The organism is Flaviaestuariibacter flavus, assembly GCF_004337505.1.
In the GTDB taxonomy this organism is placed as follows: domain Bacteria; phylum Bacteroidota; class Bacteroidia; order Chitinophagales; family Chitinophagaceae; genus Flavisolibacter; species Flavisolibacter flavus.
The window spans coordinates 102,227-113,188 of record NZ_SJZI01000043.1 but is presented as its reverse complement, the minus strand read 5'-3'; the positions used below and the strand labels follow the sequence as shown (position 1 = coordinate 113,188).

Genomic DNA, 10,962 nt, shown 5'->3' with positions numbered 1-10,962 from the left:
GGCTTTTGATCAGAAGCTCAATTCGTTTGCGGCTCTTCCACGACTTTATCTCGCGCTCGCGTGCGTAGGCGTCCACTTTATTTTCAAATTCCTCGCTGTAAACGATTGTCCAGTCGGCCTGTGCGCCGGTAAAACCTTTGTGGCCGCTAAGGTGCCGCCGCAGGCGTTGCTCCAGCGTATCACCGGTGTGACCGATGTAGTAGCGATCACGCTGCGTAGAGTAAAGTATATAGAAATGACAGGGCATAAAAAAAGCCCCGCATTTGCGGGGCTCTTGGTGGGAGTTGACGGGTTCGAACCGCCGACCCTCCCGCTGAAAGCGGGATGCTCTGAACCAGCATCGCTACCGACGGCTTTTGATCAGAAGCTCAATTCGTTTGCGGCTCTTCCACGACTTTATCTCGCGCTCGCGTGCGTAGGCGTCCACTTTATTTTCAAATTCCTCGCTGTAAACGATTGTCCAGTCGGCCTGTGCGCCGGTAAAACCTTTGTGGCCGCTAAGGTGCCGCCGCAGGCGTTGCTCCAGCGTATCACCGGTGTGACCGATGTAGTAGCGATCACGCTGCGTAGAGTAAAGTATATAGAAATGACAGGGCATAAAAAAAGCCCCGCATTTGCGGGGCTCTTGGTGGGAGTTGACGGGTTCGAACCGCCGACCCTCCCGCTGAAAGCGGGATGCTCTGAACCAGCATCGCTACCGACGGCTTTTGATCAGAAGCTCAATTCGTTTGCGGCTCTTCCACGACTTTATCTCGCGCTCGCGTGCGTAGGCGTCCACTTTATTTTCAAATTCCTCGCTGTAAACGATTGTCCAGTCGGCCTGTGCGCCGGTAAAACCTTTGTGGCCGCTAAGGTGCCGCCGCAGGCGTTGCTCCAGCGTATCACCGGTGTGACCGATGTAGTAGCGATCACGCTGCGTAGAGTAAAGTATATAGAAATGACAGGGCATAAAAAAAGCCCCGCATTTGCGGGGCTCTTGGTGGGAGTTGACGGGTTCGAACCGCCGACCCTCTGCTTGTAAGGCAGATGCTCTGAACCAGCTGAGCTAAACTCCCTTTTTTAAGAACTTTCCCTTCGTGTTGTTCGCGTTGGGAGTGCAAATATAGGAGCCAAAGTTTACACACCAAAAAAAAATCAGCGCAACGCAAAAATTTTTTCAGCGCAAGTGATTCAGATCCAATTCAAAGAGGGTGGTCGAGCCATCATCATTGTCTGTAATCGCCCACAGGCAAGGATTCCGCCGGTTTCACCGTGCGGCACTTCCACCGATTCAATTTTCTGTTGCAGCTTTTGCCCCCTGCGTTTACCAGCGGCGCGCGCGGTAATCTTACCCGCGTTCAGGCCATAGATCCCGATATAAGAACCGAGCACTTCATCATCTTTATGCCATTGCGTCGTAGCCCCCACCGATGCGAAAAAAACAAGTTGCCCCGGTCTAAAGCGGCGGCGCCGGGGAAGCGTGCCTCGTGCCCGCCGATCTTCGGCAACGCTGCGCGCGCACATCACGAAAACCAGATAAGTGCAGGAAGTACGGAACATGATTGTTGTTTGCCGGCCAAACCAAAATGGAAAAACGACCCGCCCGCAGGCCGCACCCGTTCCTTTTCCGGGCCTGCGGCCCGCGAATTTCAGCGCCGTCCGCGCCCGGCGCCGTTTTGCGGGGCCTCTGCCATTCGGTTTTATGCCGGGGCGCTTACCTTTGCGGAGTAAAAACCGCGCTATGCCTCTCTCGAAAGAATTTGTGAAGCCCCTGGAATCTGTGGACACGGATGTGGCAACGGAAGAACCCTGCCAGTTGATCGTATGGAACGACGAGGTCAACACCTTCGAATGGGTGATCGAATCCCTCATTGACATCTGTGGCCATTCGCACGAGCAGGCAGAGCAATGCGCGTATATCATTCACTTCCGCGGCAAGTACGCCGTTCAATACGGCACCTTCGACGACATGAAACGCAAAGCCGAGGCCATCATCGACCGCGGCATCAACGCAACGGTAGAAGGCGTACCGGCCTGACGCAGCTAAGCCCTTGCTATTCACCCGTTCCGGCAATTTATCCAGATAAGTCATCCCGGGACCGGATTTTGCTTCCCTGTTAACCATGAAGCGATCCACAAGCGCAACCCGGTTAACGGCTGCCGCACGCAGCCTTTGGAAAAAGGGCACTATTGCTCCGATGCCGCAAAACCTGGCACCCATGCTGGCGACGCTCGTCTCCGGCACTCCGGAGCAGCCGGGCTGGCAGTTTGAAATGAAATGGGACGGTTATCGTGCGCTCGCCTACCTCGATGCAGGCACCGTAGAACTACGGTCGCGCAACGGCAAATCCTTCAACGATAAATTTTACCCGCTCACGCAATCGCTTGCCGGATGGCCCTTGCAGGCGGTGCTGGATGGTGAGCTTGTGGTACTTAACGAGCAGGGCCTCCCCGACTTTGCGGGGCTGCAGGCCTGGCGGAGCGAGGCCGACGGCGCTCTCCTCTATTACCTTTTCGACATTCTGTGGCTGGAGGGCCGCTCACTGATGGAGCTGCCCCTGCGCGAGCGCCAGGCGATCCTTCGGGCTGTAGTTCCGAAGAAACACTCCTTTATCCGCGTCAGCGAACCGATCCCGGGAAAAGGATCGGAAGCCTTTGAGCAGGCCCGCAGTCTGCACCTGGAAGGCGTGATGGCCAAAGACCCCGACAGCATTTATACACCCGGGCTGCGTACGCCCGAGTGGCTGAAGGTGAAAACTGAAAAATCGCAGGAGCTGGTGATCGGCGGGTACACCATCAACGAAGGCAGCAGCAAACCCTTCAGCGCCCTGCTGCTTGGCATCTACGAAGGAAAGGAGTTTCGTTTCGTCACCCCGGTGGGTACCGGATTCAACCGCAGGCAGCAGCTGGAATTGCTGGAGCAGTTTGCCCCGTTGGCCACCCCCACCTGTCCCTTTTCGGAGGTGCCTGAATACAACAAGCCTTCCCGCTTCCGCCCCGAACCGCCGCCCGCCGATGTTTTCTAGGTGAAGCCCCGCCTCGTGGCCGAGATCCATTACCGCGAACGATCATCAACCGGCGCGCTGCGGCAACCTTCATACAAAGGCCTGCGGCCCGACAAAAAACCGAAGGAAGTGCGCTGGGAGAAAGCCGAGGCACCGCGCATGGAAAAACACGCACTGGTGGAGCAAAAGGTATTGGCGGCGCCGGTGAAGCGCGGTCGCAAAACATTGCTGAACCCGAGCGAGGAAAGCCAGACACGCGCCATCGGCGGCCACGAGTTGCGCTTTACCAACCTGAGTAAGGTATTCTGGCCGAAGGAAGGCTATACCAAGCGCGACGTGATCAACTATTACTACGCGATGGCGCCGCTACTGTTGCCCTACATGAAAGACAGGCCGCAGATTCTCAACCGGCATCCAAACGGTATCGACGGGAAATCATTTTACCAGAAAGATGTAAAAGGCAAGGCTCCGGAGTATATCGAAACCTTCCCCTACTACAGTTTTATGGACCGCCGGGAAAAAGAGTTCCTGGTGTGCACCGACGAAGCCAGCCTGCTCTACATCGCCTCGCTTGGCTGCATCGAGATGAACCCATGGCATAGCCGCAGGAGCCGGCCCGACAACCCCGACTGGTGTATCATCGACCTCGATCCCGACGGCAACCCGTTCAGCCAGGTGATCCGCGCGGCGCAGGTAACGCACGAATTGCTCGAAAGCATCGGGGTGCCTTCCTGGCCCAAAACTTCCGGGTCGACAGGCATTCACATCTACATTCCATTGGGCGGCCGCTACGCCTACGAGCAGTCGAAAGAGTTCGGGCGCAAGCTGGCAAGAGCCGTGCAGGCCGAACTGCCGAAATTCACATCTATTGAGCGGCACACCGAAGACCGGAAGGGTATGGTTTATATCGACTTCCTGCAAAACCGGCCGCAGGCCTCCGTGGCCGCCCCCTACTCGTTGCGTCCGAAACCGGGAGCCACGGTATCCATGCCGCTGTTATGGGAGGAAGTACGCAAAGGACTCCGCCTTTCCGATTTTACCATGGTCAATGCCGCAGACCGGGTGCGCGAAACCGGCGACCTGTTCAAAGGCGTGCTGGGCAAGGGAATATCGATTGAAAAGGCAGAGCGCGCTTTAACCGGATTGATCAAAGGACAGCCGCCAACAGCGCATAGATAAAGAAAAGAGCAGGCACCTCACCGGGTTCTCCTGCTCTTCTTTACGGTTGAAATTTTCAGAACCGCGTGCCGAGGTAATGCGGCAGCACTTTCCGCCAGGTATCCCAGTCGTGGCGCCACTCTTCGCCCCAGATGTCGAGCTCATAGTTGATGCCTTTGCCATAGAGGATGCCGGCGAAGCTTCGCGCGGCATTGGGGTCTTCGTAAGGACCACTGCCGGAGAATAAATGAATGTGATTGCTGCGTCGGATCTGCTCGAGCACACCGTGGTCGGTGAGGTTGGGCATATAGTGCTGCGGGCTGTTGAAATAGACGTCGTCGTCCCAGTAGCCTTTGGTATATTCCGTCAGGTCGTACACACCGCTCATGGCGATCACGCCGTTGATCAGGTCAGGGCGCTTCAGAAACAGGTTCATCGAATGCAGCGCACCGAAGGAAGCGCCACATACAATGATGGGTGTCTCCGCGCTCGTATTCATACGGATGAACGGAATCACTTCCTCATAGATATAGCTGTTGAATTGCTGGTGACGGATCGACTTGTGACGCGGATCCATATGATTGTTGAGCCAGCTTTCGTTGTTGATGCTGTTGACCGAAAACACCTTCACCTTGCCACCGTCGATAAAAGGTGCCAATGCATCGATCAGCTGGAACCGTTCGTATTCGAGGTAGTCGGCCGCCGCGGTAGGCACCAGCAGCAGTGCAAATCCAAAGTGGCCGTACGTTGCCACGGGCATTTCTTTCTGAAGTCTTTCGCTATACCAGGAGGTGATCTTTCTTTCCATAACATTACCAGGGTGAACGCACAAGTAACACAAAAAAACGGCAGCTTGCTTCGCGGCCGGGTTATTTTTTATGGTTCCCTGCTCTTAACTTTAAAGGAATATTACGGGCTGGAACAGCCGATATCAACTGCGTACCTTGGAACAATCATCTTACCAGATACCGGGCCGCGAGGCCCAACCTGACGGCGGCTTCCCCGAACTGCCGGCACCTGCTATCGATATCCTCCGGCTGCTGTATTCCAATACCCACGAATACTTCCTGCTAATCGATACGCAGCTGCGCATCCAGCTTTATAACCACACCACCTGGGAGCAGGTGCGCCGGCATATCGGCATTGTCATTCAGCCGGGCACCCATGTGTTCGACCTGAGTCCCCCCACGCGTCACCAGATGCTGCGCGAGCTGTACGCCGAAGTGCTCGCCGGCAAGGAGCGCGAAAGCTGGCTCGACGTGCCGTCTCAAACAGGCGGTGACATTATCAGTCTTCACAACTTTTTCCTGCCGGCCCGCGACGAGCAGGGAAAGATCGTCGGCGTGCTGGTGGTTGCCCACGACATCAGCGAGCTGCGCCGCACCGAGCGCGCCCTCGCCCGCTCCGAAGAGCAGTGGCGCTTTGCCCTCGAAGGCAGCAAACTCGGGCTCTGGGACCACGACCTCACCACCGGCCACATTTACTTCTCGCCTTCGTACTACCGGTTATATGGTTTTGCTGAAGGCAGTCTGCGCCCTGAATTGTCCGAAGTGATGGACCGGATCCACCCCGATGACATGGGCGGCCTGCTGCGCTCTATGGAAGAATTCGTCCGTTCCCACCAAACTTATTACGAGTATACGTACCGCATCCAAGACGCCCGCGGCAGCTATCGGTGGGTCAATGCCCGCGGCATGGTGGTGGCCCGCGACGCCAACGGGCTCCCGCTTCGGATGATCGGAACCCATGATGATGTAACCAGCACCATCGAAGCGGAACGACGCCTGCACCAGTCGGAACAGAATTACCGGTTGCTCTTCGACAGCAACCCGCTGCCCTGCCTCATCATCGACGCGGAAACCCGTGAGGTGATCCGCGCCAACCGCGAAGCAGCGGCCTTCTGCGGCACACCGCGCGAGGAGCTGGCCGGGATGCAGCTCGAGGAGCTCTGGCGCGGCAACCTGCCCACCGAAGAATTCCGGCGCCGCATTGACCGGTCGCGCCTGGCCCAGCGGCTCACCTACAATCACCGCGACGGCCGCGCCGTACACATCGAAATCACATCAGAGCTGATCCGGTACGACGACCGCCCGGCACGCATCATCATCATCAAAGACATTACCGAGCAGATCGCCGCCGAGGACGCGCTCCTGCGCAGCCACGAACGGTTCCAGCTCGCCACACGGGCCACCTCGGACGCGCTTTACGACTGGGACTTGGTGACCAACGACCTCTACTGGGGCGAGGGCATCAGCACCCTCTTCGGCCATGCCGGCTCCGAGGTGCCGATCGACCGCTGGGAGGCGCTGGTGCACCCCGACGACCGGCCGGGCATGCTGAACAGCCTCAACCGCCTGCTGGAGGACCCTGACAGCGACTTCTGGAGAGGCGAGTACCGTTTCCTGCGGTCCGACGGAAGCTGGAGCGACGTGCTCGACCGGGGCTATGTGCTGCGCAATGCCGAGGGCAAGGCCACCCGGATGATCGGCGCGATGCAGGATATCAGCGAGCGCAAACAACGGGAGCGCCAGACCCTCACCCGGCAAAAACTCATCAGCCAGGCGACGATCGAAACACAGGAACGGGAGCGCGCCGAGATCGGCAAGGAACTGCACGACAACGTCAACCAGGTGCTGACCACCACGAAGCTTTACCTCGAGCTCTCCATGAGCAACAAAGAACTGCGGGAAGAGCTCATTCAAAAAGCGTCGAAGAACGTCATTTATGTCATCAACGAGATCCGCCAGCTGTCGCGCTCGCTGATGAACCCGAGCCTCGGCGACCTGGGCCTGATGGAGGCGATCAGCGACCTCGTGGAAAGCGTCAACCTGACCCGGAAACTACAGGTGCAGCTCGACGTCGAACCCGGGCTGGACGAGCTGCTGGCCGATAATGTGCAGCTAATGCTCTACCGGATTGTGCAGGAGGCGCTGAGCAACGCGCTCCGGCATTCGGGCGCGGACCGGATCGCAATCGGGATACGCCGCGACGGTGAAGAGCTCCACCTGCTGATCAGCGACAACGGCGTTGGTTTTGACCCCGCGGCAGTGAAACGCGGCGCCGGTCTGCGGAATATAGAAAATAGGGTATATTTGGCGAACGGTACGCTGCGTGTTGAAAGCGCTCCGCAGCGTGGCTGTAGCCTTATCATTCATTTGCCACTGAAAACCGTATAACTTCCAGCATGGACAAAATCACGATTCTGATCGCCGACGACCACACACTTGTACGCGAGACCTGGAGCTTTATTCTGAATACCGATCCCCGCTTTACCGTAGTAGCCGAGAGCGGCTCCGGTGAAGAAGCCGTTGAGCTGGCTAAAAACCTGCGTCCCAATATCGTTATCATGGATATCAACCTTCCCGGGATGAACGGGATCGAAGCGACGCAACTCATCCGGAAATTCTCCCCGGGCTCGAAAGTCCTCGGTGTATCGCTGCATACCCAGCCCACCTATGCCCGGAAGATGATGCAGAAAGGCGCGATGGGCTATGTAACCAAGAACTCTTCCCGCGAAGAGATGTTCAAAGCCATCATGGAGATCAACAACGGGAAAAAATACATCTGCGACGAGATCAAGAATATTCTCTCCGAGCAGGTCATTTCGGGCGAAGACCAGCAGACCGGCCTCAACTCCCTCTCCCAGCGCGAGATCGAGATCATCTCCTTCATCAAGAAGGGCCACTCCTCGAAAGAAATTGCCGACGCCCTCAACATTTCGGTGAAGACCGTGGAAGTACACCGCTACAACATCCTCAAAAAACTCAACCTCAAGAACGCAGCCGCGCTGGTGAACTACATCAACAACAGCCAGCTGGATTTCGATAACTAAGTCGTGAACAGTCAGCCGTGAACGGCTGGCGCTTACAAAACCGCAAAGCAGGGCTTTGCGGTTTCTTTTTGCTCACGGTTCACGGCTCACCGCTCACGATTTTGTATTTTCGCCCCCCAATTTCACGTTTAGAACGGTCATCATGAACAATACGCTTTCGAAGAATTACGAGCCCGGCCAGGTAGAAGCATCCTGGTACGCCCACTGGGAAGGAAAAGGCTATTTCCACAGCACCCCCGACGATCGCCCGCCGTTTACGGTGGTGATCCCGCCGCCCAACGTCACCGGCGTGCTGCATATGGGCCATACCCTCAACGAAACGGTTCAGGATGTGCTGGTTCGTCATGCCCGCATGAGCGGCTTCAACGCGTGCTGGGTGCCCGGCTCCGACCATGCTTCCATCGCCACCGAGGCCAAGGTGGTACAGATGCTGGAAAAAGAAAAAGGCATCAAAAAGAGCGAGCTCTCCCGCCCCGAATTCCTCAGGTACGCCTTCGAGTGGAAGGAGAAATATGGCGGCATCATCTACCACCAGATCAAAAAGCTGGGCTGCTCCGTCGACTGGAACCGCGTCACCTTCACCATGGATGACCATTACTACGAGGCCGTCATCAAGGTATTCGTTGACCTCTACGAAAAGGGACTGATCTACCGTGGCGCCCGCATGATCAACTGGGACCCCGCCGCGCAGACCGCGCTCTCCGACGAGGAAGTGGAATACAAGGACATCACCGGTAAGCTCTATTATGTACGTTACCGGGTAGAGGGTTCGGATGAATACATCACCATCGCCACGCAGCGTCCGGAAACCATCATGGGCGACACCGCGGTATGCGTGAACCCCAACGACGAGCGCTATGCACACCTGAAAGGCAAAAAGATCATCGTGCCCCTCGTTAACCGCGCCGTTCCGATCATCTTCGACGAATACGTGGATCCCGCCTTCGGAACCGGCGCCCTCAAGGTGACGCCGGCTCACGACATCAACGACTACAACCTGGGACTCAAGCACGGCCTGCCCACCATCGACACGCTCAACCCGGACGGCACGCTGAGCGCCGCCGCCGAGGTGTTTGTCGGCATGGACCGCTTTGAAGCCCGCAAGGCTTCCGTGGAGCAGCTGCGTGCCGATCGCGCCCTGGTAAAGGAAGAAGAATACAGCACCCGCCTTGGCTACTCGCAGCGCAGCAACGCCGTGGTAGAGCCCCGCATCTCCACGCAATGGTTCGTTCAGATGAAGCACTTCGCCGGCCTCGCGCTCGACGCGGTCACGAGCGGCGAGGTGAAGATCCACCCCGAGGAGCGCTTCCTGGCTACCTATAAATACTGGCTTGAAAACATCAAGGACTGGTGCATCTCCCGCCAGCTGTGGTGGGGCCAGCGCATCCCGGCCTGGTACGACGCCGATGGGAAGTTCGTAGTGGCGGCAACCGTGGAAGAAGCTGTGGCCAAATTCAAAGCGCAGCATAATATTGACCATTCACCAGTGACCATTCACCAGGACGAGGACGTGCTCGACACCTGGTTCTCCTCCTGGCTGTGGCCGATGGAAGTGTTCAACGGCATCAGCAAACCGGGCAACCCCGAGATTGAATATTATTACCCCACCAACGTGCTCGTTACCGGCCAGGACATTATCTTCTTCTGGGTGGCGCGTATGATCATGGCGGGCATGGAATACAAGCACGAGCGCCCCTTCGAGCATGTGTACTTCACCGGCATGGTGCGCGACAAGCAGGGACGCAAGATGAGCAAGAGCCTCGGCAACTCGCCCGACCTGCTCGATCTTATCGACCGCTTCGGTGCCGACGCCGTGCGCTTTGGCATCCTCATCTCCTCCCCCGCCGGCAACGACCTGCTGTTCGACGACTCGAGCTGCGAGCAGGGACGCAACTTCAACAACAAGCTTTGGAATGCCCTGAAGCTGGTGAAGATGTGGTCGCTTCGGCAAGCTCAGGGCGACAACAACCAGGAAGCCGGGAACCTTCCTTTTGCCGTGCAATGGTTCGAGCAGCGCCTCAACCAGGTGAAGGCGCAGCTGGAAGACCTCTACAAGGGCTTCCGTCTTTCGGAAGCGCTGAAGACGATCTATTCGCTGATCTGGGACGACTTCTGCAGCTGGTACCTCGAATGGGCCAAGCCCGGTTTCGAGCAACCCATCGACGCCGCTGTATATCGCAAAACGGTCGATTTCTTCAGCGAGCTGATGCAGCTGCTCCACCCGTTCATGCCCTTTATCACCGAGGAAATCTACCACCAGCTGGCGGAGCGCTCCGACGACCTCTGTGTGAAGCAGTTCACGCCTGCGGGAGCGGTTAACGCTGATCTTATCGCCCAGGGCACGCTGCTGCAGGAAGCCATTTCGGCGCTCCGCGATGCCCGGGTAAAGAACAACCTGAAGCCGAAAGACCCCGTTACGGTTTCGATCCAGACAGACAAGCAGGCAGCCTTTACCGCCATCCGGCCGATACTGGGCAAGCAGGCGAACGCGGAAATCGAATTCGTGAACGATGCCGTTCCGGGCTCCATCGCCGTGGTGCTGGGCACCAACAAGTTCTACATCACTTCCGAGCAGGCCGTCGACACGTCGGTGCAGCGCGAGCAACTTCAAAAGGACCTCGATTACTACCGCGGCTTCCTGGAGTCGGTAGCCAAAAAGCTGGGCAACGAGCGCTTTGTGCAGAATGCCAAGCCCGAAGTGGTGGAAAGCGAGCGCAAGAAACAGCGCGATGCCGAAGAAAAGATCGAGGCGATTGAAAAGAGCCTGGCGCTTCTTGGTTGATCGGAAGCGCAGCAACGAATATTACCCGAAGGGCCCTGAAAAGGGCCCTTTTCATTTTCGCTTCGGAAATTCCAATTTTCGCATTCCGGATGCGAAAATTGGAAGGCGCGCTCTCGAAATTCGGATCGCCAGTCCGAATTTTCGCACCCCGATGATGGGTTTTCACATCCGGGATCTGAACTTTCGCATCCGGAGTCTGAATTTTC

Annotated in this window: 10 protein-coding genes, 1 tRNA gene and 1 pseudogene; 6 read left to right on the top strand and 6 right to left on the bottom strand. The window is 57.2% G+C overall.

Features of this window, described 5'->3' with window-relative positions; all coding sequences use genetic code 11:
- From EPD60_RS12040 to EPD60_RS12020, 5 genes are all read right to left on the bottom strand, one after another.
- A partial coding sequence (locus tag EPD60_RS12040) for a GIY-YIG nuclease family protein (protein ID WP_131449720.1) occupies positions 1 to 247 on the bottom strand: 247 nt, incomplete at its 3' end.
- 96 nt (positions 248 to 343) lie between these two features.
- Positions 344 to 598, bottom strand: coding sequence for a GIY-YIG nuclease family protein (locus EPD60_RS12035; protein WP_131446651.1), 255 nt, complete (start codon positions 596 to 598; stop codon positions 344 to 346).
- A 96-nt stretch (positions 599 to 694) separates the two neighbouring features.
- On the bottom strand, positions 695 to 949 hold the full coding sequence (locus tag EPD60_RS12030) for a GIY-YIG nuclease family protein (RefSeq protein ID WP_131446651.1): 255 nt from the start codon (positions 947 to 949) through the stop codon (positions 695 to 697).
- A 28-nt stretch (positions 950 to 977) separates the two neighbouring features.
- Positions 978 to 1,055 (bottom strand) — tRNA-Val (locus tag EPD60_RS12025).
- Between the two features lie 115 nt (positions 1,056 to 1,170).
- Positions 1,171 to 1,539, bottom strand: coding sequence for a DUF6929 family protein (locus tag EPD60_RS12020; RefSeq protein ID WP_131449719.1), 369 nt, complete (start codon positions 1,537 to 1,539; stop codon positions 1,171 to 1,173).
- Positions 1,540 to 1,720: 181 nt separating this feature from the next.
- Here EPD60_RS12020 and EPD60_RS12015 point away from each other — a divergent pair, with 181 nt between their 5' ends.
- The 3 genes and pseudogenes from EPD60_RS12015 to ligD (EPD60_RS17260) all read left to right on the top strand — a co-directional run bounded on the left by EPD60_RS12015 (position 1,721) and on the right by ligD (EPD60_RS17260) (position 4,163).
- Positions 1,721 to 2,017 carry an ATP-dependent Clp protease adaptor ClpS gene (locus EPD60_RS12015; protein ID WP_131449718.1) on the top strand — a complete coding sequence of 99 codons (297 nt, stop codon included), beginning with the start codon at positions 1,721 to 1,723 and terminating at the stop codon, positions 2,015 to 2,017.
- A gap of 85 nt (positions 2,018 to 2,102) precedes the next feature.
- Positions 2,103 to 3,089: pseudogene (gene ligD / locus EPD60_RS17265) on the top strand (non-homologous end-joining DNA ligase); the annotation flags it as partial.
- 54 nt (positions 3,090 to 3,143) lie between these two features.
- A complete protein-coding gene (ligD, locus tag EPD60_RS17260) occupies positions 3,144 to 4,163 on the top strand; it encodes a non-homologous end-joining DNA ligase (protein WP_394346041.1) in 1,020 nt (339 codons plus the stop codon).
- Between the two features lie 55 nt (positions 4,164 to 4,218).
- Here the strand turns inward: ligD (EPD60_RS17260) and EPD60_RS12005 are convergent, their stop codons facing one another.
- On the bottom strand, positions 4,219 to 4,950 hold the full coding sequence (locus tag EPD60_RS12005; protein ID WP_131449717.1) for an esterase family protein: 732 nt from the start codon (positions 4,948 to 4,950) through the stop codon (positions 4,219 to 4,221).
- A gap of 136 nt (positions 4,951 to 5,086) precedes the next feature.
- Between EPD60_RS12005 and EPD60_RS12000 the strand changes: the two genes are divergently transcribed.
- The 3 genes from EPD60_RS12000 to EPD60_RS11990 all read left to right on the top strand — a co-directional run bounded on the left by EPD60_RS12000 (position 5,087) and on the right by EPD60_RS11990 (position 10,756).
- Positions 5,087 to 7,318 (top strand): sensor histidine kinase, encoded by a 2,232-nt coding sequence (locus tag EPD60_RS12000; RefSeq protein ID WP_131449716.1) that lies wholly within the window; start codon positions 5,087 to 5,089, stop codon positions 7,316 to 7,318.
- A gap of 8 nt (positions 7,319 to 7,326) precedes the next feature.
- The gene (locus EPD60_RS11995) at positions 7,327 to 7,974 is read left to right on the top strand and encodes a response regulator (protein WP_131449715.1); all 648 of its coding nucleotides are present in this window, start codon (positions 7,327 to 7,329) and stop codon (positions 7,972 to 7,974) included.
- A 142-nt stretch (positions 7,975 to 8,116) separates the two neighbouring features.
- Positions 8,117 to 10,756, top strand: a complete 2,640-nt coding sequence (locus EPD60_RS11990; protein WP_131449714.1) for a valine--tRNA ligase — start codon at positions 8,117 to 8,119, stop codon at positions 10,754 to 10,756.
- Positions 10,757 to 10,962 lie beyond the last annotated feature (206 nt).

Coding starts and splice junctions, on each gene's coding strand:
- EPD60_RS12035 (WP_131446651.1), bottom strand. CDS start 598: ATGCCCTGTCATTTCTATATACTTTACTCTACGCAGCGTGATCGCTAC.
- EPD60_RS12030 (WP_131446651.1), bottom strand. CDS start 949: ATGCCCTGTCATTTCTATATACTTTACTCTACGCAGCGTGATCGCTAC.
- EPD60_RS12020 (WP_131449719.1), bottom strand. CDS start 1,539: ATGTTCCGTACTTCCTGCACTTATCTGGTTTTCGTGATGTGCGCGCGC.
- EPD60_RS12015 (WP_131449718.1), top strand. CDS start 1,721: ATGCCTCTCTCGAAAGAATTTGTGAAGCCCCTGGAATCTGTGGACACG.
- ligD (WP_394346041.1), top strand. CDS start 3,144: ATGGAAAAACACGCACTGGTGGAGCAAAAGGTATTGGCGGCGCCGGTG.
- EPD60_RS12005 (WP_131449717.1), bottom strand. CDS start 4,950: ATGGAAAGAAAGATCACCTCCTGGTATAGCGAAAGACTTCAGAAAGAA.
- EPD60_RS11995 (WP_131449715.1), top strand. CDS start 7,327: ATGGACAAAATCACGATTCTGATCGCCGACGACCACACACTTGTACGC.
- EPD60_RS11990 (WP_131449714.1), top strand. CDS start 8,117: ATGAACAATACGCTTTCGAAGAATTACGAGCCCGGCCAGGTAGAAGCA.